The sequence below is a fragment of the Arthrobacter sp. P1_B9 genome, from assembly GCF_056406495.1.
This window is the reverse complement of sequence record NZ_JBFUAA010000016.1, coordinates 50,998-75,619: the sequence shown is the minus strand read 5'-3', so window position 1 is coordinate 75,619 and position 24,622 is coordinate 50,998. Positions and strand designations below refer to the sequence as shown.

The following is a 24,622-nucleotide window of genomic DNA, read 5'->3' as shown; positions in this document are numbered from 1 at the left end:
GGTCAGCGTCCCTTACATGGGCGCGGGCATGTATAGCCCGGGCAGCAGCTCCGGGTGTGCCGGGACGAAGAGCGCGAAAACGATCAGCGAGACACCGGTTATCCGGCTGAAGGCGGGCCCGTATTTCCATGTCTTCTCCAGGAAGATAACGACCGTGAGCACGGCCATCCACGCCAGGTTCATCACGCCCACGGCAATCAGCACCACCATGAGCCCCCAACAGCAGCCGACGCAGTACACGCCGTGGTACATGCCGACGCGGACGTCCCGCAAGCGGCCCTTGTACCCGGACACGTGCAACAGGAAGGCTATGGGCGACCGGCAGTGCCTGAGGCAAAAGTCCTTCAGCGGGGTGAGCTGGTAGGCGCCGGCCGCCACGAGGACTCCGGCACCCACCCAGGGTGCGATGTCCGCCGCGTTCTCAGCCAACAGCGCAGACATGGCCGCGGCCGCGTAGGCAACGACGCCGAATCCGATCCATGTCAGAAGGTAGCCGCCTACCAGGGCCGTTGTCCGGATGGCCCTGACCCGGCTGCTGCGTACGGCGCGGATGGATCTGAGATACGTCGAAGTCAGGGGCGCCAGCGCCGGCAACATCATGGCTGCCATCATCAGCGTCCACACCGCCAGGAAACCCCAGAGCCTCAATCCCATCGTTCCCGGGCCCGTGGACATGTCGGAAAGGCCTTGGAACGTCAGATACCAGGCCAGCGCGGCGCACCCGATCAGCGCCAACTCTCCGGCATGGTGGCCAGCTGTCAGGCGGCTCCTGCCCGGCACCTAAGCGGACCAGGCGAAGGGGGCCGAGAATGAGTTCTTCCCGGCGTTATCCCAGGTCATCCCGAACACGTCGACGCGGGCGGTGCTGGATGTGCCGGCTGCCAGAGTGTCGGCCGGGAATCCGACCCCGCTAATTTTCACTCCCCGCCCTGTGGAATCAAATGGATTCATGAAGTCCTCGACCACCATCTCGACTGCACGGCCAATACGCACCTGGTGGACACGCCCGTCGTCGGCGTAGGCCATCTCCAGGGACTCCATGCCCGCCATTTCACCGATCAAGGGTGCGAGGCCCTCCATCGGTCCGCCGAGCTGGCCGCCGAAGACTGCACCGAGCGCTTCGGCCTGCTCGGCGGAGGCGGCGGCGTCCATCAGGAGACCGACCTTCCAGCCCCCCTCACTCATCAGGGCCGGGGTATCGGCGAGGACGCAGACTGTCAGACCGCCGACGTCGACACCGTTGACTTCGCCGGTTTCCACGTGGAAGGCCAAGGCCACGTTGCAGCGGTCATTGTCCGCCGGTGCCGTCTGTCCTGTCGCCGTACACGGGCAGACCATGTCGCAATTGCAATTCTCAAAATATGTACCCTCGACATGCCACGGCATTTAGGGCTCCTTTCGAAGAGGCCCCCCAAAACAAATCCTCCTCGCGGCCCTGAACAGTGTCAACGTCCTGCGGACACCCCTGCAAAAGGCCATTCTGGGGGGCCCTGCGCCTCGAATGAAGGGGCGCGGGACGTCCGGCCGGAATGGGCGCCAGGGCGACTTTTTACGTCTGCCCAGCGGTGCAACACCGCTGCTAGCTGGCCGGCGTCACGACGTCCTCCAGCATTGACCTGTCGAAGAATCGGACCTCACCCGTTGCCTGGAAAAACACCGGCACGACCGAGGTGCTCGGGTCCTTCGAGGTTTCGTAGATCTCAGGCGCGCCCCCGTGTTTGCGCGCGATAGTTCCAACCAGGTCAGTGCCGCGAACCCGGACAGTTCGATATTTGTAGCTCATGTGGACCCCTTCGTCTGCCGACCCCTTCGTCTGCCAAGGCAAACCCTACTCCTGAAAAAGTGTCAGCCACGCCGTTGCTTGCGTGCCAGAATCCTCATATGACCAAGGAACGAAGTGAACTGAAGAGCACCGGATACGAGATCTTCATCGGTATCCTTTCGATCCTGTCGATTATCAATCTCGTGCTCTTGTATGTCGTGCAGGACCAATACCTCGACACGGTGCTCACCGTGATGAACGCCATTTTCAGTGTGATCTTCCTTGCGGACTTCCTCTACCGGATCGTCACCGCGCCATCGGCCGGCGCCTATTTCTTCAAACACTTCGGCTGGGCCGACCTGTTGGCCAGCGTGCCTGTCGCGCAATTCAAGATCCTGCGCATCTTCCGGCTGATCCGGGTGTACCGCCTGCTCCGCGATGTCGGCGTCCGCACGATCAGCCGCGCGCTGATCAAGGATCGGGCCGGCAGTTCCCTGTACATACTGCTGCTCATGGGGATTCTCGTGCTCGAATTCGGCAGCCTCGCCATGCTCCGCGTCGAGCAGTACGCCCCAGGGGCCAACATCACAAACGCCTCCGACGCCATCTGGTACACCATCGTCACGATCTCGACAGTCGGATATGGTGACCAGTATCCGGTCACCGACCCGGGCCGTATGATCGGGGCAGGCATCATTGTCCTCGGTGTCGGCATCTTCGGCACATTCACCGGCTACCTGGCCAACTTCTTTCTGTCTCCCAAGAATCCCGCACCGCCGGTCGATGCCGCCGGGACGGGAACCGCGACGGTCGAAGGACTCCGTCAGCGCCTAGAAGAGTCCGAAGCCAAGCTCACCGAGATCAGAAAGCTGCTTGCCGGGCCAACCGGGTGAACGTTCGTCCCATAGCTGCCGCCATCTGACCCGGCGCCTCTATTGAAGGAGCGCTCATGGCGACGGGGGCGTGAACTGGCTGGCGGTAAACTCCGCTCCCTGGGGGTCCCGGATCAGTGCCGTGCGCGTCCACTCGGTCTCGCTTTGGCTAAGGACTTGGGCGCCGAGTCGCTTCGCCTCAACCACCGTCCGGTCCCGGTCGGCAACGGTGAACGAGACGTGCCAGTGCGGCAGTTCGCCGGGGGCCGTGGTCGCGATCCAGGCGATCGCATCCTCGAAGCCAGGTGGAGGGGCCAGCGCAGACTGCCTTTCCCTGATGCCCGGATCGATTGTCGCCTCAAGGTGATCACCGTAACCGGGCCTGCGGATCATCATCGCGAAGCCGAGGTCGTCGGCCTGCCAGCCAAACACGTCCTCATAGAACTTGATGGCCGCGCCGGGGTTAGGCGTGTGGAGATCGCTGAAATTCCAAGACCCCGGCTGATTGGCCACCTGTGCCCCCAAGCGTCGCTTGGCTTGCCAGATGCGGATCCCGACGCCCCCTGGATCGGTCAGCGCCGCACTGCGGCCGCCTTCTCCAGCGTCTGCGGCTGCCGACCGTACCGTAGCGCCGGCAGCGACCAGACGCTGCACTGCGGTATCCGCGTCCTCGACGGATACGTAGGTATTCCATGTCGCGGCACCCCGGGTGTCCGCCATCCCGGCGACGTCCTGGCCATCGAGCTTGGCAATCACGTATCGGCCTGGCGCGCCCGCCGGCACGGCGTCCTCGAACGTCCAGCCAAAGAGGCCGGCATAGAACTCGGCGGCCGCCTCGACGTCGGGCTGCTCGGTGTCGATCCAACACGGTACGCCCTCAGGGTAGGTTCGCTGGGTCATGTCTCGCTCCCGCAGTCCCTTTCGTAGTACCGCCTGGCGTGATCAGTCCTCGGCCGGGGCATCGGCTTCAGCCTCAAGCTCGGCTTCGAGCTCGGCTTCGGCCACTGCGATGACAAAGCCGAGCGCAATGGCGAGGTTTGCTGCCTGCCGCCACGATCCGGGGAGTGCCGACAATGGGCGCAACTGCGATGACGATGCCCTGGACATCATCTGCCGTGACGCCGGCGTCGACCACCGTACCGGCGTTGAGCAGGTAGGAGGCGGGTGGAGCGTCGACGGAGACGAGGGCCGCGATACGGGCCAGCATCAACTCGCGGGGAACAAGTGTGGAGCGTTCGAGCGACACGGCGGTGATGTCGGCGAGGGCGTCGACGACGGGGGTTTCTTCTTCGGCCATGATCATGTCTCCATCTGGATTCGGTGTTGGGTGCCGAGCCGACGGCACGGGCGAGGGGCCCGGCCCGTCTGCAAAGTAACCCTGTACGTCCCAGGGAGACATCACCCCCGCGGGATGAACCGATCGCCGGCCATCGGACTCCGTAACAGACGGGCCCCGACGGCGAAAGGATCACTTCTCGGTAGCCGCCAAGTAGCGAGGTCGCCTTTGACGCACAATTGCTGACCCGCCCAAAAGGATTTGAGCCCGATGTATCCGTCGGCCCCAATGCCGAGAGATATACCCGTTACGGTGTCGGCTGGAAGAAGGTCTGGATGAAACGTAGGAGTCGGTGAGTCCGTCATATGTGGGGCCGAAATCGGCCATGGGGCGTGGCTGCCCCACGGGCAGCGCATCAAGTAGATCGTTCGTTGCGGATGAGCCGGATGTCAAGAAGCGGCTGCCATGCTTGTCCCATGGATGACCAGGTTGGTGCCGCGCAGCCGCAACCCCGGCCGTCTGCCTATCGGACCGGGCGGATGGAAGCATTCAGCGACGGCGTGTTCGCCATCGCGATAACGCTCCTCATTTTGGAGATCTCGGTCCCTGCCGGCTCCCACGAGAACCTCGTCGGCGCGCTGGTCGACCTGTGGCCGTCGTACTTAGCCTACTTGGTCAGCTTCTCGACGATTGGGGCGGTCTGGTTTGCCCACACCGTTATCACCGAATACCTCGACCATGCCGACTCGGTGTTCGTACGGCTGAACCTGTTACTGCTCCTGGTTGTCTCGTTCCTGCCGTTTCCGACGAAGTTGCTGGCCGAATTCATCCACGAAGCCGGGCCCGAGCGGATCGCGGCGACCGTCTACGGCATCAACCTGCTCCTATCGATGATCATGATTTCGGTGACCTGGCGATATGCTGTCCGCGCGCGTCTCGTGCGCCCGGATCTGGCTGATGAGGATGTGAAGACCCTCACCAAACGGCTCACGCCCACGCTGGGCGTGTACGTCGCAATGATCCTGATTGGGCTGGTCCAGCCAGTCATCGCCGTGTTCGGCTACCTGGCACTCGCCCTGTTTATCCTCCTGCCGTTCAGCGCCATCCGGCGCCGTTCCCGTTCCGCTTGACCGGCGGGTAGGCAGAATCGGGGGCTTTGCATTCAAGATTCCTGTCGATGCGCTGCGGCCGCCACGGCGGGCTGAGCATCGGTTCATCCCATGGGGGTGATGTCGTCCTCCGCTTTCGAGGGTTACGTTGATGTCGAGTCGCAGCGACCGGCCCCGGTCGCGCCACTCGCCATACAATCACCGCAACCAGATGGAGACATGGCCATGGCCGAAGAAGAAACCCCGATCCTGGACGCCCTCGCCGACCTCACCGCCGTATCGGTTGAACGCTCGACGCTTGATCCTCGCGAGTTGATGCTGGCCCGGATCGCTGCCCTCGCCGCCGTCGACGCCCCGGCCGCGTCCTACTTTTTCAATGCCAGTACCGCGATGGATGTCGGCATCACCAGTGAGGACATCCAGGGCATCCTGATCGCTGTTGCCCCAATCGTCGGCACCCCCCGGATCGTGGCGGCAACCGGCAACCTAGCCAGCGCCCTGGGCTTCGCCCTCGAATTGACCGAGGCTATGGCCGAGGCAGAAGCGGAAGCCGAGGGCTAATCCCGTCCGGACCACGGCGCCGTGGCGCGCGGGCTCGTGGGAGGGGAACCTGCACGGGCGGCATATCGCCTTCGGGCTACGCCGGAATGATCCTCGTCCCGGTCTGTGCAGACGACGTCGTGGGGTCCGGTGCTGACGTTCTCCCCTCCGGTCCACGCATTCCGGCTCAATGTGGCAGGGGACGCGTAGATCTGCCCCGGGTGGTTATGACCGGTTTGGATCTCACGGATAGGCGGTTATTTCTGGCCCCACCTCGTGACTCGCCGGCACCCTGGTGGATGGAGCCGAGAGTGGAGTTGTTCGCGCGGATCCGAAGCGATGCCCGGGCATGTCGGTTCGTGGTCTTGCGGCCCTCCGCAGGGTTCACTGGAGTCGTGTCGGCCGATCAGGACGAAGCGGCTTCGATGAACTTCTCGTCACCCACCTTCACGGCCTTGACACCGGACGCTGTCTCCGGACGGTGTGGGGCAGGACCGACCCGTCAAAGGCAAGCGGCCTTTCGCACCCGGACCGGGGCGCTGGCCAAACCGGTAGCGAAGGTCCAACTCTTGCCCCGGCAGGCACACACGGGCAGTGCCAAAAGTCATTGGTTCGGCGAAGAACCCTGGCAGGCAGCCGGGCCGGGGAGGCCCAGCTAGGTTGGCTCGGTGAGCAGCTTTCTGATCTCGGTGAGCTTGGCTTCGGACTCTTCGAGGCGCAGGCGGAGTGCTTCGACCGTCGCGCTGGTGTTGGCCGCATCGACGGGCGGTGCGGGTTCCTTTTTCCGGGGAGCCAGGAAGAAGTTGGCCAGGTAGCCGGTGAAGGTGCCGAAGATGCCGACACCGACGACGATGATGCCCGTACCGAGAATACGGCCGGCACCGGTGACCGGATACTGGTCACCGTATCCCACTGTCGAGATCGTGACGATCGTGTACCAGATGGCGTCCGAGGCCGTCGTGATATTGGCCCCCGGCGCATACTGCTCGATGCGGAGCATCGTGAGGCTTCCGAATTCCAGTACGAAAATGCCCATGAGCAGCAGKATGTACAGGGAGCTGCCGGCCCGGTCTTTGCTCAGTGCGCGGCCGATTGTCCGGATGCCGACGTCGCGGAGCAGGCGGTACACCCGAATCAGCCGGAAGATGCGCAGGAACTTGAGTTGCGCGAAGGGCATGCTGGCCAGCAGGTCGGCCCAGCCGAAGTGCCTGAAGAAATAGGCGCCCGCCGATGGCGCGGTGAGGATCCGGTAGAGGAAGTCGGCGAGGAAGATCACGCTGAAAAGGGCGTTCATCACCTCGAGCACGGTGTCGAGCGACTGCTCCCGCGCGGCATACACGAGCACGAGATTGACGATCGACAGGAGCGAAAGTATTCCGATGAAGATCTCATATCCGATGCTCTTCAGTTCACTGCGTTCCCTGGTCATGTGAGGATTCTGGCACGAAAGCACTCAAGTACCCGACACTTTTTGCCCTTCTCTGACCGGACCGCAGTGCCGCTGTTCAACAGCCTGGCGCGCAAGTACCCGGCCTGGGGCCTCGCCGGGATCGAGGCAGGCGCATGGTCTAAATGTCGTTAGCCGCTCCCCCACGGCGACGACCGCTGCATGCACGCCGCCACGAAAATTCCCCTGCATTAAGTAGTCTTACTATGCAAGCTTCCAGCAGAGTCGAGGAGGTTAAAGTGGCCGGACATTTGGAGTTGGAGCACTCGCTGCAGAGTGGTGGCGGCGTTCTGATCGTGGACGCTGAGAAGTCTTTGACAGGTACTTCGGACGCCGGTCTGGAAAGATCCGTTATGGGCCGAGCCGTTGCCTGGTCAGGCACATGCGGCCGCCCTCAACCAAAGGTGGGGTAGCAATGGTGCCAGGTTCAAAATCCGAAAAGAAACGCGGGGTCCTTTTCGACGTCGACGGGACCTTGATTGACTCCAGCTATTTCCATGCCCTTGCCTGGTGGCAGGCGTTCCGGCGGGAGGGGCTGGACATCCAGATCTCGGCTATCCACCGCTGCGTCGGCATGGGCGGCGACAAGCTCATCGAACACTTGGTCCCCGGGTGCACCACGGACATGCAGGAAGACCTCAAATCCGCGCACGGCGCCGTGTTCTCCACGTTTTGGCCTTCCCTGCGCCCCTTCGACTCTGCCCGGGACCTCCTGGCCGCCTGCTCCGGCGCCGGGCTGGCCGTGGGTTTGGCATCATCAGCGCAGGAGCGCGACCTGGACGTCGCCCGGCGCCTCCTGGACGCCGGCACGTCCATCGATGCGTGGACCAGTTCCAACGACGCCGACGAGAGCAAGCCCGCTCCCGACATTCTGCTGGCGTGCCTGGACAAGCTTGAGCTCAGCCCGGCGGACGTCGTGTTTGTTGGCGACGCCGTCTGGGACGTGCTGGCCGCGGCGGCAATTGGAGTTCCCGCCATTGCCCTGACCTGTGGCGGAATCAGCGAAGCCGAGCTGCGGGAGGCCGGTGCCGCCGAGGTTTACGACAATCCGCGGCACCTGTTGGAGAACCTTGAAAGCAGCGCGATTGGAAAGCTGAGCGCCTGAAGCCTTCCGCCCAGGCGGCTTCCAAAGCCTGAACGGCCGCCCAGGCAGCACGGTCTGGAATTCTCAGTCCGTGCTGCCCGGCGGGTGTCCGGCCTGTCTTACTTGGACGCCGCGGCTGTCAGTTCGCCCCGGCGCCGACGCCTGCCTCGACGGCCGGGCCGGCTGTGGCGCCGGCAAGGCGCAGCCAGGTGTCCACCACGGTGTCGGGGTTCAAGGAAACCGAATCGATGCCTTCCTCGACCAGCCACTCGGCGAAGTCCGCGTGGTCGCTCGGACCCTGGCCGCAGATGCCGACATATTTGCCGCGCGCCTTGCAGGCCGCGATGGCCATGCTCAGGAGCTTCTTGACGGCCGGATCGCGTTCATCGAAGCCGCCGGAGACAATCGCGGAGTCCCGGTCCAGGCCCAGGGCCAGCTGGGTCATGTCGTTGGAGCCGATGGAGAACCCGTCGAAGTAGTCCAGGAACTCATCGGCGAGCAGCGCGTTGGATGGGATCTCGCACATCATGATCACCTCTAGGCCATTCTCGCCGCGGGTGAGGCCGTTCTCCCCCAGCAGTTCGATAACGCCGCGGGCCTCATCCAGGGTCCGTACGAACGGGATCATCAGCTTGACGTTGGTCAGGCCCATCTCGTTGCGGACAAAGGACAGGGCCTCACACTCGAGGTCGAAGCAGTCCCGGAAGGACGGCTCCAAGTAGCGTGAGGCGCCGCGGAAGCCGATCATCGGGTTCTCTTCGTGCGGTTCGTAGGCGGGCCCGCCGATCAGGTTGGCGTACTCGTTGGACTTGAAGTCGGACATGCGCACAATCACGGGTTCCGGCGCGAACGCCGCCGCGATGGTGGACACGCCCTCGGCCAGGCGCTTGATGTAGTAGTCGCGCGGGCTCTCGTACGCGGCGATGCGCTCACGGATTTCCGCGGCGACGTCCGCCGGCTGCTCGTCGAGATTCAGCAGTGCCTTGGGGTGGATGCCGATCTGGCGGTTGATGATGAATTCGAGCCGGGCCAGGCCCACTCCGTGGTTGGGCAGTTGCGCGAACGTGAAAGCCTGCTCCGGGGTGCCGACGTTCATCATGACCTTGACGGGGGCCTCGGGCAGCTGGGTAATCTCGGTTTCCTCGACGCTGAAGTCCAGGAGCCCTTCGTAGATCACGCCGGTTTCACCGTCGGCGCAGGACACGGTTACGTCGAGGCCGTCGGAGAGGGCATCGGTGGCGTCCCCGGTGCCGACGACGGCGGGAATCCCCAGTTCCCGGGCAATGATGGCGGCATGGCATGTGCGGCCGCCGCGGTTGGTCACGATGGCGGAGGCCCGCTTCATGATCGGTTCCCAGTCCGGGTCGGTCATGTCGGCGACGAGGACATCACCGGTTTTGAAGGCGGCCATCTGGTCGATCGCGGTGAGGATGCGGACGCTGCCGGCGCCGATTCGCTGGCCAATGGCGCGGCCCTCGACCAGCACCCGGCCGGTCCCGTTGAGCCGGAACCTGCTCAGGCTGCCGGAGGCCCGGCGGGACTGCACGGTCTCCGGGCGCGCCTGCAGGATGTACAGGCCGCCGTCGATCCCGTCCTTGCCCCATTCGATGTCCATGGGGCGGCCATAGTGGTTCTCGATGGCGACGGCGTGCCGGGCGAGCTGCTCGACGTCGTCGTCAGTGAGGCTGAAGCGGTTCCGCAGGAACGCCTCGACCGGCACGAAGTCGATGGTGCGGCCGATTTCGCGGCTGCTCGTGTAGGTCATCTGCAGGGCCTTCTCGCCCAGTCCGCGCTTGAGGATTGCGGGCCGGCCGGCCTTCAGCGCGGGCTTGTAGACGTAGAACTCGTCGGGGTTGACGGCGCCCTGGACGACAGCCTCGCCGAGGCCGTAGGAGGACGTGACGAACACGGCGTCCTGGAACCCGGACTCTGTGTCCATGGTGAACATGACGCCGGAGGCGCCGACGTCGGAGCGCACCATGCGCTGGATGCCGGCCGAAAGCGCCACCTCGGCGTGCTCGAACTTGTGGTGCACCCGGTAGGCGATCGCCCGGTCGTTGTAGAGGGACGCGAACACGTCCTTGATGGCGAGCAGGATGTTCTCGATGCCGCGGACGTTCAGGAAGGTTTCCTGCTGCCCGGCGAAGGAGGCATCGGGGAGGTCTTCCGCGGTCGCGCTGGAACGGACGGCCCAGGACAGGTCCTCAGAGCCGCCGTGCTTGTCCACCAGCTGCTGGTAGGAGTTCCGGATCTGCGCTTCGAAGTCAGGCAGGAAGGGCGTCTCGCGCATGAGGGCCCGGATCTCCTGCCCGGCGGCTGCCAGGGCGGTGACGTCATCGGTGTCCAGGCCGGCCAGCCGGTCGGCGATCTTCTGGTCGAGGCCCGAATCCGCCAGGAAGTTGCGGTAGGCATCCGCGGTGGTGGCGAAGCCGTCGGGAACCTGGACGCCGGCGGAGGTCAGGTTCTGCACCATCTCACCGAGGGAGGCGTTCTTTCCGCCCACGCGGTCCAGGTCCTTGAGTCCGAGTTCTGAGAACCACAGGATGTCTGTCGTCATAGTTACTGCTCCTTTGCAGATGATGGCATGCAAGTGCGCCGCCCCGCTTGCGGCGATGGCCGGTTGATGGGCGCAAGTCCTGTCCACAGTGACAGGTCTCCAGCGCACTTTCCACATGACGTGCGCCACACTAAGTTTGTGAAACTTTTCCCTAATGCTTGAGGTTCATCCGCTGCAGGATGGTTGCCGCCATTTCCTCGACGGACACCGTGGCCGAATTCAGGTACGGAATCCTATGGGAGACGTACAGCTGCTCGGCGCTGCGCAGCTCGAAGCCGCACTGCCGCAGCGACGCGTAGGGTGAGCCCCGGCGCCGTTCGGTGCGGATCTGGCTCAGGCGCAGGGGGTTGGAGGAGAGCCCGAAACACTTCTCAACGAAAGGCCTCAGCGGCTTGGGTAGCCCTTCCCGTTCAAAGTCTTCGTCCACCAGCGGGAAGTTGGCGGCGAAAATGCCGTGCTGCAGGGCCAAGTACATGGTGGTGGGCGTTTTTCCGCAGCGGGACGGCGCCACCAGGATGACTTGGGCCTTTTCGAGCGCCCGCAGGCTTTGGCCGTCGTCGTGTTCCATGGCGTATTCGACGGCGGCCATCCGGGATTGATACCGCTCCGCATTGCCCAGGCCATGGGCCCTGCCGGGTTCGCCGCTGGCCGGCGAACCGAGGGCCTGCTCCAGCTGTCCGACATGTGTCCCGATGAGATCCACGATGATCCCCTGGCACGTACCCAGGACCTGGCGGATATCGCTGCTTACCGCGGTGGAAAAGACGATCGGCTGCAGGCCCGTGGCGGCCAGTTTGTCGATAGTGCCGACCACCGTCCTGGCCTGTTCGACCGTGGTGATGAAGGGGACCGTGATGCGGTCAAAGTGGTTCGCGGGGAACTGCGTCAGCAAAGTGTTGCCGAGCGTTTCCGCGGTGATGCCGGTGCTGTCCGAAAGGAAGTAGACAGGCCGAAGATCGTCTTTGGTCATGAACGCATTCTCCCCCACGCCGGGACCGATCCGGTATCGGGCAGCCGGCGGGTCCCTACCCCGCCTCCGGTCCCGGACGTAGACTGCTCGCTTACAACGCCACCAGCTATCCGGGAGATCGACATGAACTATGCAGGGACCGGGAACGAGAAGGCCGTCACGGCAAGTGACCTTAACCGGACACATGTCGGACTGACCGTGAGCTTCCAGCCGGACGAATTTACCGTGGTCTTCGGCCGGATTGGCGCCATTGCGCGCAAAGAGGGTGGTGTGACCATCGCGCTGGCAGGGGTGGACGGTGCGGGTGGCCTGGCGTCCCATTACAGCCTGCCTCCCGCCCAACAGGTCTACGTCCAGCCGGACATGCTCACCAATACGGAGACGACCATCAAGGATTTGTTCGGCAAGGTGCAGGAGAATCTGCGGAGCCACAAGGGAGATCAGCGGCCGGACACCGTGTAGGGCGTCACTGACCCCTGACACGGTCACAGTGCTACGTGTTGAGGTCCCAGTGGACACGGATCGCTTCGGCAACCGGTCCGGCGGTGACATCAATCCGGAAAGCAACGGGCGCGGTCCCAGTCTCTTCGATGACAGCGTCATGGTAAACGCGGCCGCAAGAGGAGCACAAGGTGTAGAGATCCTCGTCCTCAGGCCAGGTAGCCAGCCCCGCGGGCACGGGAACGTTTCCGCCAATGTGAACGGGCATGCCCTGTGAGTTGGCCTGAATCAATCCCTCGCTGCTGACGGTATTGCCGCATACGCAGGTGATGGTGGTGACGTCATGATCAATGACCTCGGCGAATTCGGTATCCATGATCAGTTCCCCTCAGGTTCCGCAGAAGGTCCGGTACGGGCCAAAGCTTTCCGGGGCGGCAGCGGCGTAGCGCTCGAGGCCGGACCGCTCGTCGAAAGGTGAGGCGACTGCGTCCAGCAGCCGTGCCAGCGGATCCAGGTTTCCGACGGTAGCGGCCGCCAGGGCCTCCTCCACCAGGTGGTTCCGCGGGATGCAGACCGGGTTGACCCGGTCCATGGCGTCAGCATCCGGTGCCAAGGCACGCCATCGCCCCACCCAGGCATCGAAAGCTGCCGTGTCCTGAGCCTGGCCCCGGGCGGCTTCGGCACGGCCGCGGGCGGCATTGCCGAGGTGCCGGAAAAACGAGGTGTAGTCGGCCCGTGACTCCTGCATTAAAGCCACAAGTTCGTCCACGAGAGGCGAGGCCACGTCGTCGTCGAGCCCGTCACGGAACCCCAGCTTGGCCTTCATGCCTGCCGACCAGGCGTCACTGTACTGCCGGCGGAACTCGCCGAGTGCTCCCACCGCGAGCTCGACCGCCTGCTCCTCGTCGTCGTGGAGCAGGGGCAGAAGCGACTCCGCGAGCCGGGCAAGATTCCACTCCGCCACCACCGGCTGGTTGCGGTAGGCGTAGCGCCCGCTCTCGTCGATCGAACTGTAGACGGCGGCCGGGTCGAAGCCTTCCATGAAGGCACACGGCCCGTAGTCGATCGTTTCGCCCGAAATCGTCATGTTGTCGGTGTTCATGACCCCGTGAACGAATCCGACGAGCATCCACTGGGCCACCAGCGAAGCCTGGGCGGATATGACCCCTTGGAAGAGTGCGAGATATCGGTTCCCGGCCTCCGCGGCGGCGGGGTGGTGACGGGTCAGGGCGTAGTCGGCGAGGCGGCGAAGGAGGCCGATGTCGCCCGTAGACCGGGCGTACTGGAAGCTGCCGACGCGCAGGTGGCTGCTGGCTATCCGGGTCAGAATGGCGCCGGGCAGGAGCGTCTCGCGCTGCACCGAACGCCCCGTCGCGACGACGGCGAGGGACCGGGTCGTGGGGATGTGCAGCGCGTGCATCGACTCGCTCACGATGTATTCGCGCAGCATGGGACCGACCACCGCCTGGCCGTCCCCGTTGCGGGCAAACGGCGTGCGTCCTGATCCCTTGAGGTGGACGTCGCGGAGCTGCCCGTCCGCGTGCCCGATCTCGCCCAGAAGGAGTGCGCGCCCGTCGCCGAGCCGGGGGGCGTACCAGCCAAACTGGTGGCCGGCGTAGGCCTGCGCCACCGGACTGGCATGGGCGGGGACGGCGTTGCCGGTCAACAGACGCAGACCCTCCGGACTCCGGAGGAAGGCCGGATCGAGGCCCAGCTCAGCGCCGAGGTGCTCGTTAAGCACCAAAAGGTGCGGCTCGGGCGCCTCCTCCGCGCGCCAGGGAATGGCCATCTCCTGGAACTCCCGGGCGAAGCGGCCATCAAATGTGACGGTTGAATGCGCTGTGCCACTCATCTTTCAAGGATACCGGCCACAGCGTCAGCAATGCCGCTGGTCGCGGCGGAGCAGATTCGGGCCGGTGCCATGACGTGGCGCGGAGCTGGTGGCAGGATGGGCGCATGGAACTGCACATCACGGGCGACGCCGCCGCCGACCAATTGCTCAGCAATGACGCGTTCGCACTCCTCGTTGGCATGCTGCTTGACCAGCAGGTGACCATGGAGTCTGCGTTTGCCGGACCCGAAAAGATCCGGACGCGCATCGGGTCCATGACCCCTGCCGCAATCGCCGAATACGACCCGGCCGGCTTCGTTGAGATCTTCAAGGAGCGTCCATCCATCCACCGCTTCCCCAGCTCCATGGCCGGCCGCGTCCAGGACCTCGCTGCGACCGTCCAAGGCGATTGGAATGGGGACGCAACTGCCATCTGGAACCAGGACGACCCGGACGGTGAGGAAGTGCTGCGCAGGTTGAAGGGCTTGCCCGGCTTCGGAGAGCAAAAGGCCAGGATCTTCCTTGCACTGCTTGGCAAGCAGTGCGGCCTGCAGGCGCCAGGCTGGCGTGAGGCCGCCGGCCCCTATGGCCAGGAGAACGCATTTCTTTCTGTCGCCGACATCGTGGACCCCGAGTCGCTGAAAAGAGTGCGCGCCAGCAAGCAGGCTGCCAAGGCCGCCATCAAAGCCGCGAAGGCATCCGAGCGCTGATACGGAGGGCCTGGATCAGAGGCTTCCAACGGCTTCGCCGGGGAACACGATTCCGAGCTGGTTCCTGATGGCGTCGGCGACGGCCATGGTCCGGATGGATTCGGCGAGCGGCCGCTGGGGAACCTCCAGCCGCCCTGCCGCAATGGCGCGGGCGACGGCGGCAGCCTCGAAGTGCAGGCCCTCGAAGTGTGCTCCGGCCGGCTCCTCATAGGCCAGCCGGGTACCGTCCGGGAAGCGGACGCTGAACTTGCCTGGCATGTTGAAGGGCCCGTCAATTGACAGCGAAGCCTCGGTGCCCACAATGGTGGCGGACGTCGGCGTGAAATTGTGCAATTGGGTGTTCATCATGGCCTGGCGTCCGCCGGCAAAGGACATGACGGCCGAAAGCTGGGCATTGACTCCGGATTCGTGCGGTTCACCGAGCGCCAGGAGGCGGTCCGGTTCGCCCAGGACGGACGTGATGAGCGAAAGCGGATAGGTCCCCAGGTCCAGCAGTGGCCCGCCCGCCAGAGCCGCGTCGAAGATCCGGTGGCTGCGGTCAAAGTGCTCACCGTATTCGGCGAAGACCGTAGTAAGGTCCCCGAGCATTCCGGAGTCGAGCACTTGCCGGATGACGTCGAACTTGGGCAGGAAAAATGTCCACATGGCTTCGGCGGCGAACAGGCCGGCGGCGGCGGCCCGGCTGGCGATGCCGGCCGCCTGCGCACGGTTGATGCCTATCGGCTTTTCGACCAGAACGTGCTTGCCGGCGTCGAGCGCCATGAGGGCGGCCTCGTAGTGGAAGTTGTGCGGCGTGGCCACGTAGACGATGTCGACGTCGGCGGCCGCCAGCTCCTCATAGCTGCCGAAGGCAGCGGGGATGCCGTGCCGTCCAGCAAAGGCTTCGGAACGGTCCAGCGAGCGGGACCCGATTGCGGCGATAATCTGCGAGGTGTGCGCCTGGACGGATTCCGTAAAGCGCTCCGCAATCCAGCCGGGACCCATGATCCCCCAGCGGAGTGGTGGTGCGGCTCGGGAATCCGGGACCCGGGACACCGGGAGTGAAGAGTTCCCGGTCATATGCCGGCCTCCCTTGTGTTGACATCGATTCGCATGAGACGCATAACCCCTTCCCTGAATTTGTCCTGACATAGTAACAAACCGCTTCATCCGGGAAAAGCCCCTGAAGAGGTAGCCGCTCCACCGCGGCGCCAGACACTCGGCCTCCGGCTCCCTTCCCGCCGCCCCGCCCGCGGACTTGTCCCTGACCGTGCGCCTCCAGGATGCCCGTCGATACTTTGAGCGCATGTCAAGACAAACTCTTGACTGTCTCGTTAGAGCGCTCTAACGTTGAAGGTGCGTGATCCAGCACCCTCCCGGGAACGCTCCCAATTCAAAGTCCGCCCTCCAGGTCGGCCGAATCGAGGAAGTCAACAATGTCGTTGCACACAGCAAGCTCGCCCGCATCGGGCTCAAAACACCGCGGGTATCTCGCCCGTCTCACTGTCATCTCCACACTCGGCGGACTCCTGTTCGGCTACGACACCGGCGTGATCTCCGGTGCGTTGCTCTACATGCAGGACTCCCTGAGCATGAGCCCGGTCGAAGAGGCCACCGTCGTCAGCGCACTGCTCTTTCCTGGTGCCGCGGTGGGCGCACTGAGCGGCGGCAGGCTCGCCGATAAGCTTGGGCGGCGCGGCACGCTGCTCGTCTGTGCGCTGCTCTTCCTCCTCGGCGCGATAGGCTGCGCCATCGCACCGACCGTCGGGTTCATGGTCGTTGCCCGCGTCATCCTCGGTCTTGGCGTCGGCGCCGCCGCCGTAACGTGCCCCCTCTACCTTGCGGAAATGGCGCCTGCACACCTGCGCGGACGCATGGTCACCATCAACGAACTGATGATCGTGACCGGCCAGATGCTCGCTTTTGCCATCAACGCACTCCTCGACGCCGTCATCCACGACGCCGAAGTCTGGCGCATCATGCTTGGCATTGCCTCCATCCCCGCCATCGCACTCCTGATCGGCATGCTCGCCCTGCCCGAATCGCCGCGCTGGTTCGCTATCCGCGACAGGCTCGACGACAGCCGCCGCATCCTCAACCTCAGCCGCAGCCCTGAGGAAGCCGATTTCGAGTACAAAGAAATCGTTGAGTCCGCGAATACCGCCCGGAACGAGCGCTCCAGCGCCTGGCGCGATCTGAAGAACAATCCATGGATGCGCCGGCTCCTCTGGGTCGGCATTGGGCTCGCCGCAGCCCAGCAGGCAACGGGCATCAATACCGTGAACTACTACGCCCCCACCATCCTTGAACGCAGCGGCCTTGGCGTGAGCGCATCGCTCGTGGCAACCATCGCCGTCGGTGTGACGTCGGTGTTGATGACCGTCCTGGGCATCTGGCTACTGGGCTTCGTCGGGCGCCGCCGCATGCTGGTCATCGGCTTCTCCGGGGTCGTGGCTTCGCAGGCACTCCTCGCCGTCGTCTTCACGCTCCCCCAATCGGACCTCGTCAGTTACACCATCTTGGCGGCGATGATGCTGTTCGTGGCCTTCGTGCAGTGCTTCATCGGCACGTGCGTGTGGCTATTGCTCTCCGAGATTTTCCCGTTGGCCATCCGTGGCTTCGCGATGGGCATTGCGGTGTTCGCCCTCTGGACCGTGAACGCGGCGATCTCCTTCCTGTTCCCGATCCTCGTCGTGGCCCTGGGCTCAACCGGCACGTTCACCCTGTTCGTGCTGGTGAACATTGTTTCCCTGATCTTCGTGGCGAACTTCGTGCCGGAGACAAAGGGACAGTCGCTGGAAGAGCTGGAGGTGCATTTCCGCACCGGAGGCATACCAATCATCGTGCCTCCCACGGTACCGGGCGAGAAGGCGGTGTCTCTCTGAGAATCGAACGTCCGCAGCCTTTGCCGCCGAGGCCTCCCCCACGGGACAGACATGCGGCCGGCATCAGGCAGCAGTGGAACCGGTGCGGTTGCCCATGGGGCGGAGGCCGGAACCGCTGTGTTTCCCGCGATACGCTTGCCGGCAGGAGGCCATTTGTCCAGGAGCGAACTGAACCGGCATGGAGCGGCCAAACGCGCCACCATTGAGGATGTGGCGCGCGAAGCCGGCGTATCTCGCGCACTCGTATCCCTGGTGCTGAGGGGTTCACCAAAGGTGAGTGAACAAAAGAGGGAAGCTGTTGCCATCGCCATAGCCGCACTCGACTACCGGCCCAGCAATGCGGCCCGCTCGCTCGCCAGCGGGCGGACGCAAACAGTAGGAGTGCTGCTGGACGACCTCTCCAATCCCTGGTTCGTGGAGCTGCTCGACGGCATGCAGAACATCTTCCGGGAGCAGAACCTCCGGATGGTCCTCGGCGATCCACGCTATTTGGCCCGCCCAGGGGAAAGCCCGGTGTCCGCCTTCATGGAATTGCGCGTCGACGGCCTAGTCATCGCCGGAGACTTCAACGCCGATGAAGACCTCACCCGCGCCACACTGCTCACGCCAGCCGTCGTCGCCGGCACCCGCGCCTTCGACCTCCCGGCAGCGGACCGCGTCACCAACGACGACGCCGCCGGCGCCCGGATGGCCGTCGAGCACCTGATTGGTCTCGGCCACAGCGACATTGCCTTCCTCACCGCTCCCACCGGCTCTGCTACCGTGCGGGCCGACGCCTACCGGGACACCATGACCCGCCACGGCTTGCAGAACTACATCCGAGTGATACCAACGGACTTGAGCGAGCATTCCGGCTTTGAGGCAATGAGCCGCCTTATCGACGGCGGCCAGCCCCCCTCAGCGGTCTTTGCCGCCAACGACATCCTCGCCGTCGGTGCGCTCTCGGCCGCCGACGAGCGCGGCATCAGCGTGCCGGGACAACTCTCACTGGTCGGATACGACAACACCTATCTCGCCGGGATCCGCCACGTCTCCCTGACCACCGTCGACCCCGTCAGCCGGGACGTAGGCATCCGCGTCGCGGAGCTTCTCCTCGCCCGCATCGCCGACCCCTCCCCGCAGCCACGTACCGAAGTGCTGGCCCCGCGCCTCGTCGTTCGAAGCACCACCGCTCCCGCCGCCCACACCTGACACTCTTGGCCACCCAAGGCGGGCGGCCGGCGGCCGCTGCCCTCTGTCGTGGTGCAGTGGCCCTGACTAGACTTGAATTGCGCCGGATTAGACGCATGGATTCGTCTCTGGAGGGCAGGATCATGACAGACCGCAGCGACTCCGAATTGCCCGCGGACCAGGCGCCCGCGGACGTGAAACCAGAAGATAAGGAGCTCCGGGGCCGGTACGTCGAAGGAGCGTACGGTAAGGCTGGCGTGCAGAGAGGCCGGCACGCCGAGGACGAGGAAGGCCAATACGTCCAAGGTGACTACGGTGCGGCCGGCAGGGAGGGCGGCCTGCCCGAACCCTTGGGAGACCGAGCCAAGGAATCCGGGCGCTACGTAGCAGCCGACTACGGCGGCGCTGGCACGGCTCCGGGACGCACGGCCGGGTCGGAAATCGGCCAGTATACCGAAGGTGACTACGGCGCGGAAGGTACTGTAGATCCGCTGCGCAAGGCCGGAACAGGTACGCCTGGCGAAAAGCCGCCGGCCACGGACAAGCCCTTCGACACCGGCACCCAGGAGGGCACTTAAAGCGCCTGCCCGGGTGGGCAAGCAAGGACGTATCACGAGGCGATTCCGGGCTGGTAGGTGCCGGCGCTCCATTCCTGTCCTTGGGGATCGAGCACCCGGCAGCGCCGGGCGCCCCATTGGGTGGCTTCGGGCTCGATCACTGAGGTTCCGCCCGCGGCGAGGGCCTTCTGATGAAAGGCGTCGACGTCGTCGACCAGGAGATACAGTCCCTGGCCGGTTGACTGACCAATAAATGGCGGCCGCTGGTAGGCGGCATCGCTACTTGCCACCATTAGCACCGCCTCCCCCATGGAAATCTCGGCGTGCAGCACTGTCCCTGCGGGGCCGTCCTGCCGCTGAATAACGCCAAATCCCACGGCCTGGAGCCAGTCCAGGGCTGCGGATGCGTCACTGTAGCTGAGATAGGCGAATAACTTGGCGTCCATGCCGGAATGCTATTCCCAAGCGCAGCCGTCCGGAACTAGCGTGGCGGAATGAACTCGTCGAAGACCCCCGCCGAGATCCTCAACATTGCCGGCAACGAGGTTCGCATCTCGAGTCCGGACAAGGTGGTGTTCCCCGAACCCGGGCTGACCAAGCTCGACCTGGTCCGCTACTACCTCGCCGTCGCCGACGGTGCACTGCGGGGCGCAGGCGGCCGGCCCATGGTACTCAAGCGCTTCCCGAAGGGGATCGGCGCTGAGCCGTTCTTTCAGAAGCGCGTGCCTGAAAACCACCCCGACTTTATCGACACGGCAACGCTGCACTACGCGTCCGGAACATCAGCCGAAGAGGCCGTCATCCGGGATGCTGCGGGCTTGGCGTGGGTCGTGAATCTTGGATGCCTGGACCTCAACCCGCACCCCGTGCGTGCCGAGGACCTCGAGCACCCGGACGAGCTCCGGGTCGACCTCGACCCGATGCCGGGGGTCGACTGGGCGCAGATCGTCGACGTCGCCTATGTCGCGCGGGAGGTGCTCGACGACGTCGGACTGGTGGGGTGGCCGAAGACGAGCGGTTCGCGGGGACTTCACATCCTCGTGCGCATCGCGCCTCAGTGGTCGTACCGCGACGTGCGGCTCGCCGCCGAGACCCTCGCCCGCGAGGTCGAGAACCGCGCTCCGGGCCTCGCCACCGCACGGTGGTGGAAGGAGGAGCGCGGCGAGAGTGTGTTCGTCGACTTCAACCAGAACGCCAAGGACCGCACCGTGGCATCGGCGTACTCGATCCGGCCCCTGCCCGACGCCCGGGTCTCGACTCCGCTCACGTGGGACGAGGTTACCTCCACCCGGCCGGAACAATTCACGGTGCCCACGGTGCTTGAGCGCTTCGCGGCGATGGGCGACCCCCACGCCGGGATCGACGACGCGGCAGGGACACTCGACAGGCTCATCAGTCTGGCTGCCGGGCTCGGCCCCGCCGAAAAGCCGCCGCGCGGCGGCGACGGTCTGGGCCGCCGGCAATCGGTAATGCCGCTCATCGAGGTGGCACGGACCAAGACCAAGCCCGAGGCGCTCGCGGCGCTCGAGGAATGGAAGACCCGGCATACGGACCTCTTATCAGCCCTGCACCCCGCAGACGTACTCGTCGACGGAATGCGGGGATCGAGTTCGCTCTGGTACCGGGTCCGGGTGAACCTGCAGCACGTCCCGGAAAAGGAGCGTCCGCCGCAGGAGGAACTCATCGCCGACTACGACCCCTGGGCCGGCAAAGAGTGGCCGGGGCGCCCTGGATCCTGACCGCCGGATCCTGACCACCGGATCCTGACGCCACGGGACGGGCTCAGGCGTCCTGAGGCTTGTCCGGCTGCGCCAGGGTGTCTGCGTGGCGGTGGGCGACCTTCCATTCGCCATCCTCGCGCCGGTAGACCTGGGTCACGCGCAGTGTGTAGTCCCTCGGCTCTCCGTTCACCGAGGCGCTCGTATGCTCGTACCCAACGGTGTAGGCCATGTCCCCGATCACGTCGGCAGCAATCACCTCGTGCGTGTATGACGTGCAATCCGAGAAGGATGCTTCCAGCTGATGGAAGATGCGCCCCACGTCCTCGGGACCGCTGCCGGACGTCCACGCGCCAAGCACGGTAACGGGCTCTCTTCGGGACCAGATGGCGAACCGCGGCGCGGCGTCGCCGTTATGCAGGGCGGTCTCGGCGTCCTTGAGGCGCGACCCAACCCAGGCCATGAAGTCATCCCGCTCACTCACGTCGGACCTCCAAAGGGCTCACTGTCCGTCAACGGCAGGATAGGTCTATCGCCGTCCAGGCCGTCCCGGCCCCGCCATCCTAAGCGTGCCTCGTGGTGGCTGCAAGGGTGGGGGTTACCTCTGCCCCGGGCAGCTGCGGGCTAGAGGCCTCGTCTCGATTCCAAGCTTTCCACAAGGGGGTTCAGGCAAGATTCGGTCCGAGGGTGTCCCAATTGATTGCGGGGTGGTTGTTATGGATGAGAACCCGAGGCCGAAACTCTCTGCCCTATTTTTGGTGGTTTCCGTTGCCGTTCTGGGTGCACTTGGGGCATTGGGCTGGTATGCGGTGAACGTCATAACCGCCCTGTTGTCCCCGTCGGTGCGTTGAATATGCATCGACGCTCCTGACACCCAATTCGACGCGCACTCGGATTGCGGGATCCATTTTGCGGCTGCCATCGCGGCCGCCGCACATCACCGCCGTCGAACATGGCCAAGGACGCGGCGGGGTGGACGGGCCTGAACGCCAGATGTTCGCGTTAGAAGTTGATAGCGGCATAGGCTTCCCGACGACGCAGGGCACGCTTACGGTGGGCAAGAGGAGCAGGACACAAGCCATTCGAAGGGACCCGCCATGCTGATCTGTGCAACTTGCGCCGTGGAACGCGACGAACCTGCCCGGGACGTTTGCCCGATCTGCACCGACGAGCGGCAGTATGTACCCGAGGACGGACAAAAGTGGCTCACACTGGACGGGCTGGCGCAGGAGGGCCAGCAAACGGTGTTGACGGAGAACGAGCCGGGCCTTGTCGGGATCCGGACAGAGCCAAAAGTCGGGATCGGCCAGACCGCCCAGCTTGTGGCGACACACGAGGGTTCGCTGTTGTGGGATCCGGTCGGATATGTCGACGACGGCGCTGCGAAGGCAGTGCTCGAGCGGGGCCCGGTCCTGGCGATCGCCGCCAGCCATCCACACATGTTCGGTGTGCAGGTCGAATGGTCGCATCGGCTCGGCGGCGTCCCCGTACTTGTGGCGGATGCAGACCGGCGATGGCTGGGGCGCAATGATCCGCTCATTAAATACTGGTCCGGCAGTCAACCTATCGCCGAAGGGTTGACCCTGCACCAGACCGGGGGCCATTTCCCGGGCAGCGCGGTCGTGCACTGGGCAGCAGGCGCCGGCGGCAAAGGAGTTTTGCTGACCGGTGACAGCGTGTATCCGAATCCAGACCGTCGCTCCATCGCCTTCATGCGCAGCTACCCTAACCACGTGCCGCTATCCGGCGCGGTGGCGGAGCGAATCGCCGCGCAGCTGGGAGAGCTCAACTTCGACCGGATCTACGGCAACTTCAACAATGTCATCGCGTCCGGCGCCAAGGCCATTCTGCACAATTCCGCCCAACGGCACGCTGCTTGGGCGCGCGGCGACTTCGACCATTTGACCTGATCCGTCCAGTTCCCCTTTTGCGTTAGCGTGGGATCAAGCGCCGCAGTAGACGTCAGAGGTATCCGAGCCATCATGGCGACCAGGAGAACCCCAGGTTCTCACGGCGCTCTCATCCCTTCCCCCTATGGAATCCGAAGAAGCGGAGTAACAGTGAAGGCCATCGTGTACGAAAAGACAGGGCCATCGTCCGTGATGGCCCTCCAGGACAGGCCACTGCCGGCACCCGGACCGGGCCAGGTCAGAGTCCGGGTGGTGGTCTCCGGGGTCAATCCCACCGACTGGAAGTCCCGGGCCGCCGCCGGGACCGGCAGCAGGCTGGAGGCACCAAAAGTGCCCAACCAGGATGGTGCCGGCGTTATCGACGAGCTTGGATCCGGCGTGCCGGGGCTGTCCGTCGGCGATCGTGTTTGGCTCTGGGACGTCGCCTGGGGCGGCACCGAGGGCACAGCCCAGGAGTACGTGGTGGTGCCGGCCGCGCAGGCCGTTGCCCTTCCAGACATGGAGTCTTTCGACACGGGCGCATCCCTGGGGATCCCGGCACTGACGGCACATCGTGCACTGACCTCCAGCCAGGACGGCCCGGCCAGGCTTTCGCCGGGCGCCCTGGAAGGGCGGGTGGTGCTGGTCACCGGTGGCGCGGGTGCGGTCGGGCACGCGGCCATTCAGCTCGCCCGCTGGGCCGGGGCAACCGTCATCGCGACCGTGAGCGGGGAGCGGAAAGGTGAACTTGCCCGCCGGGCCGGCGCGCACAGTGTGATCAACTATCGCACTGCCGCCGTCCCACAGGCCGTGCACGAGGCAGCCCCTGGAGGCGTTGACACGATCGTCGACGTCAATGCTCCGGCGAACATCGGCAATGACCTCAAGGTGGTGAAGCCGGGCGGAACCATTTCCATTTATGCTGCCAACCCCGGCGAATCCTTGGCCATTCCCATTCGCGAGAGCATGGGCAAGAACGTCCAATTCCAGTTCATCCTCACGTACACCGTGACGGAGCAGCAGAAGGCGGCGGCCGTTGCCGCCGTCGCCGATGCGCTGAAAGCGGGGGCATTGCGGGTCGGCAATGAACACGGACTGCCCCTCACCCGCTTTCGGCTCGAGGAAACCGCGGCAGCGCACGACGCCGTAGAACAAGGCTTCGTCGGGAAGGTCCTGGTCGACGTGTCCGCGGCCTGACCACCTTCTGCGTGTCCGGCGAGGAGCCTGCGACCAGACAATGCGTTCGGCATACTGGTTCCATGCAGGCGACGACGGTGTTGGTCGAAGGTGAGAGTGACCGGCTTGCGGTTGAGGCGCTGGCCTTCCGCCGTGGCCATGACCTGGCAGCCTTGCGGGTGTCGGTCGTGCCGATGGGAGGCGCGACCAGCATCGTTCACTTCCTCGACCGCTACGGACCGAATGGCGCAGGCCACCGGTTGTTGGGCCTGTGTGATGCAGGGGAATCCCGTGGCATCGCCCGCGCGCTCGGCCGGGCAGGTATCGGGTCCGGTTCGCTGGCCGAGCTTGGGTTCCACGTCTGTCACGCCGATCTGGAGGACGAACTCATCCGCTGCCTGGGGATCGATGCCGTGCTCAAAGTCATCGCCGCTCAAGGCGAGCTCGCGTCGTTCCGGCTCCTCCAACGCCAGCCGTCACTGCGAGAGCGGCCAATAACGGCGCAGTTGCGCCGGTTCTTCGGCGGACGCAGCGGCAACAAGGTCCGATACGCGCCGCTGCTGGTCGACGCTTTGCCGGCCGGACAGGCGCCTCCGCCGCTCGCCCACCTCGTTGCATCATTTTGATCCTGCCGCCCAAAGGATCGAAT

At 64.8% G+C, this 24,622-nt stretch carries 26 protein-coding genes; 13 read left to right on the top strand and 13 right to left on the bottom strand.

Annotation, left to right across the window (positions count from 1 at the left end):
• Positions 1-12: 12 nt before the first annotated feature.
• From AC1D1A_RS18535 to AC1D1A_RS18525, 3 genes are all read right to left on the bottom strand, one after another.
• Complete coding sequence (locus AC1D1A_RS18535; RefSeq protein ID WP_476948406.1) at positions 13-675, bottom strand: DUF2182 domain-containing protein; 663 nt, start codon at positions 673-675, stop codon at positions 13-15.
• 105 nt (positions 676-780) lie between these two features.
• The gene (locus AC1D1A_RS18530; protein WP_476948405.1) at positions 781-1,386 is read right to left on the bottom strand and encodes a DUF1326 domain-containing protein; all 606 of its coding nucleotides are present in this window, start codon (positions 1,384-1,386) and stop codon (positions 781-783) included.
• Positions 1,387-1,579: 193 nt separating this feature from the next.
• Positions 1,580-1,783: a hypothetical protein gene (locus tag AC1D1A_RS18525; protein WP_043435465.1), complete on the bottom strand. Its 204-nt coding sequence runs from the start codon at positions 1,781-1,783 to the stop codon at positions 1,580-1,582.
• Positions 1,784-1,881: 98 nt separating this feature from the next.
• On the opposite strand from AC1D1A_RS18525, the gene AC1D1A_RS18520 reads away from it, so the two are divergent.
• Positions 1,882-2,655, top strand: coding sequence for an ion transporter (locus AC1D1A_RS18520; protein WP_476948404.1), 774 nt, complete (start codon positions 1,882-1,884; stop codon positions 2,653-2,655).
• Between the two features lie 54 nt (positions 2,656-2,709).
• On the opposite strand, the gene AC1D1A_RS18515 is transcribed toward AC1D1A_RS18520, so the two are convergent.
• Positions 2,710-3,534, bottom strand: coding sequence for a VOC family protein (locus tag AC1D1A_RS18515; protein WP_476948403.1), 825 nt, complete (start codon positions 3,532-3,534; stop codon positions 2,710-2,712).
• A gap of 73 nt (positions 3,535-3,607) precedes the next feature.
• Complete coding sequence (locus AC1D1A_RS18510; RefSeq protein ID WP_476851134.1) at positions 3,608-3,937, bottom strand: carboxymuconolactone decarboxylase; 330 nt, start codon at positions 3,935-3,937, stop codon at positions 3,608-3,610.
• A gap of 449 nt (positions 3,938-4,386) precedes the next feature.
• On the opposite strand from AC1D1A_RS18510, the gene AC1D1A_RS18505 reads away from it, so the two are divergent.
• Both AC1D1A_RS18505 and AC1D1A_RS18500 read left to right on the top strand, forming a co-directional pair.
• Positions 4,387-5,040: a TMEM175 family protein gene (locus AC1D1A_RS18505; protein ID WP_476857362.1), complete on the top strand. Its 654-nt coding sequence runs from the start codon at positions 4,387-4,389 to the stop codon at positions 5,038-5,040.
• A gap of 204 nt (positions 5,041-5,244) precedes the next feature.
• Complete coding sequence (locus AC1D1A_RS18500) at positions 5,245-5,580, top strand: carboxymuconolactone decarboxylase family protein (protein WP_476851136.1); 336 nt, start codon at positions 5,245-5,247, stop codon at positions 5,578-5,580.
• A gap of 634 nt (positions 5,581-6,214) precedes the next feature.
• Here the strand turns inward: AC1D1A_RS18500 and AC1D1A_RS18495 are convergent.
• Positions 6,215-6,988: an ion transporter gene (locus tag AC1D1A_RS18495; RefSeq protein WP_476851137.1), complete on the bottom strand. Its 774-nt coding sequence runs from the start codon at positions 6,986-6,988 to the stop codon at positions 6,215-6,217.
• 433 nt (positions 6,989-7,421) lie between these two features.
• On the opposite strand from AC1D1A_RS18495, the gene AC1D1A_RS18490 reads away from it, so the two are divergent.
• Positions 7,422-8,111 carry an HAD family hydrolase gene (locus tag AC1D1A_RS18490; RefSeq protein ID WP_476851138.1) on the top strand — a complete coding sequence of 230 codons (690 nt, stop codon included), beginning with the start codon at positions 7,422-7,424 and terminating at the stop codon, positions 8,109-8,111.
• A gap of 118 nt (positions 8,112-8,229) precedes the next feature.
• On the opposite strand, the gene ppsA is transcribed toward AC1D1A_RS18490, so the two are convergent.
• Together ppsA and AC1D1A_RS18480 are read right to left on the bottom strand one after the other, a co-directional pair.
• The gene (gene ppsA, locus AC1D1A_RS18485; protein WP_476948402.1) at positions 8,230-10,647 is read right to left on the bottom strand and encodes a phosphoenolpyruvate synthase; all 2,418 of its coding nucleotides are present in this window, start codon (positions 10,645-10,647) and stop codon (positions 8,230-8,232) included.
• Between the two features lie 151 nt (positions 10,648-10,798).
• The gene (locus tag AC1D1A_RS18480; protein WP_028276194.1) at positions 10,799-11,617 is read right to left on the bottom strand and encodes a pyruvate, water dikinase regulatory protein; all 819 of its coding nucleotides are present in this window, start codon (positions 11,615-11,617) and stop codon (positions 10,799-10,801) included.
• A 123-nt stretch (positions 11,618-11,740) separates the two neighbouring features.
• Between AC1D1A_RS18480 and AC1D1A_RS18475 the strand changes: the two genes are divergently transcribed.
• The gene (locus AC1D1A_RS18475; protein WP_476857366.1) at positions 11,741-12,079 is read left to right on the top strand and encodes a hypothetical protein; all 339 of its coding nucleotides are present in this window, start codon (positions 11,741-11,743) and stop codon (positions 12,077-12,079) included.
• A 31-nt stretch (positions 12,080-12,110) separates the two neighbouring features.
• Here the strand turns inward: AC1D1A_RS18475 and AC1D1A_RS18470 are convergent, their stop codons facing one another.
• On the bottom strand, positions 12,111-12,434 hold the full coding sequence (locus AC1D1A_RS18470; RefSeq protein WP_476851141.1) for a hypothetical protein: 324 nt from the start codon (positions 12,432-12,434) through the stop codon (positions 12,111-12,113).
• Positions 12,435-12,446: 12 nt separating this feature from the next.
• On the bottom strand, positions 12,447-13,910 hold the full coding sequence (locus AC1D1A_RS18465) for a protein adenylyltransferase SelO (protein ID WP_476948401.1): 1,464 nt from the start codon (positions 13,908-13,910) through the stop codon (positions 12,447-12,449).
• Between the two features lie 104 nt (positions 13,911-14,014).
• Here AC1D1A_RS18465 and AC1D1A_RS18460 point away from each other — a divergent pair, with 104 nt between their 5' ends.
• Positions 14,015-14,599 (top strand): HhH-GPD-type base excision DNA repair protein, encoded by a 585-nt coding sequence (locus AC1D1A_RS18460; RefSeq protein ID WP_230010261.1) that lies wholly within the window; start codon positions 14,015-14,017, stop codon positions 14,597-14,599.
• Positions 14,600-14,614: 15 nt separating this feature from the next.
• Here the strand turns inward: AC1D1A_RS18460 and AC1D1A_RS18455 are convergent, their stop codons facing one another.
• Positions 14,615-15,658: a Gfo/Idh/MocA family protein gene (locus tag AC1D1A_RS18455; RefSeq protein ID WP_476857370.1), complete on the bottom strand. Its 1,044-nt coding sequence runs from the start codon at positions 15,656-15,658 to the stop codon at positions 14,615-14,617.
• Between the two features lie 356 nt (positions 15,659-16,014).
• Here AC1D1A_RS18455 and AC1D1A_RS18450 point away from each other — a divergent pair, with 356 nt between their 5' ends.
• From AC1D1A_RS18450 to AC1D1A_RS18440, 3 genes are all read left to right on the top strand, one after another.
• A complete protein-coding gene (locus tag AC1D1A_RS18450) occupies positions 16,015-17,463 on the top strand; it encodes a sugar porter family MFS transporter (RefSeq protein WP_476857371.1) in 1,449 nt (482 codons plus the stop codon).
• Between the two features lie 51 nt (positions 17,464-17,514).
• Positions 17,515-18,654, top strand: coding sequence for a LacI family DNA-binding transcriptional regulator (locus AC1D1A_RS18445; RefSeq protein ID WP_476857372.1), 1,140 nt, complete (start codon positions 17,515-17,517; stop codon positions 18,652-18,654).
• Positions 18,655-18,749: 95 nt separating this feature from the next.
• Complete coding sequence (locus AC1D1A_RS18440) at positions 18,750-19,211, top strand: hypothetical protein (RefSeq protein WP_476857373.1); 462 nt, start codon at positions 18,750-18,752, stop codon at positions 19,209-19,211.
• Positions 19,212-19,243: 32 nt separating this feature from the next.
• Here AC1D1A_RS18440 and AC1D1A_RS18435 read toward each other — a convergent pair whose 3' ends face one another.
• Positions 19,244-19,636 (bottom strand): VOC family protein, encoded by a 393-nt coding sequence (locus AC1D1A_RS18435; protein ID WP_476857374.1) that lies wholly within the window; start codon positions 19,634-19,636, stop codon positions 19,244-19,246.
• A gap of 48 nt (positions 19,637-19,684) precedes the next feature.
• On the opposite strand from AC1D1A_RS18435, the gene ligD reads away from it, so the two are divergent.
• Positions 19,685-20,929 (top strand): non-homologous end-joining DNA ligase, encoded by a 1,245-nt coding sequence (gene ligD / locus AC1D1A_RS18430; RefSeq protein ID WP_476851147.1) that lies wholly within the window; start codon positions 19,685-19,687, stop codon positions 20,927-20,929.
• A gap of 43 nt (positions 20,930-20,972) precedes the next feature.
• Here ligD and AC1D1A_RS18425 read toward each other — a convergent pair whose 3' ends face one another.
• Positions 20,973-21,392: a nuclear transport factor 2 family protein gene (locus AC1D1A_RS18425; protein ID WP_476948400.1), complete on the bottom strand. Its 420-nt coding sequence runs from the start codon at positions 21,390-21,392 to the stop codon at positions 20,973-20,975.
• A 613-nt stretch (positions 21,393-22,005) separates the two neighbouring features.
• Between AC1D1A_RS18425 and AC1D1A_RS18420 the strand changes: the two genes are divergently transcribed.
• The 3 genes from AC1D1A_RS18420 to AC1D1A_RS18410 all read left to right on the top strand — a co-directional run bounded on the left by AC1D1A_RS18420 (position 22,006) and on the right by AC1D1A_RS18410 (position 24,599).
• A complete protein-coding gene (locus tag AC1D1A_RS18420; RefSeq protein ID WP_476948399.1) occupies positions 22,006-22,818 on the top strand; it encodes an MBL fold metallo-hydrolase in 813 nt (270 codons plus the stop codon).
• 150 nt (positions 22,819-22,968) lie between these two features.
• The gene (locus AC1D1A_RS18415; RefSeq protein ID WP_476948398.1) at positions 22,969-23,994 is read left to right on the top strand and encodes an NADPH:quinone reductase; all 1,026 of its coding nucleotides are present in this window, start codon (positions 22,969-22,971) and stop codon (positions 23,992-23,994) included.
• A 62-nt stretch (positions 23,995-24,056) separates the two neighbouring features.
• Positions 24,057-24,599 carry a TOPRIM nucleotidyl transferase/hydrolase domain-containing protein gene (locus AC1D1A_RS18410; protein WP_476857378.1) on the top strand — a complete coding sequence of 181 codons (543 nt, stop codon included), beginning with the start codon at positions 24,057-24,059 and terminating at the stop codon, positions 24,597-24,599.
• The last annotated feature ends 23 nt before the right edge of the window (positions 24,600-24,622 follow it).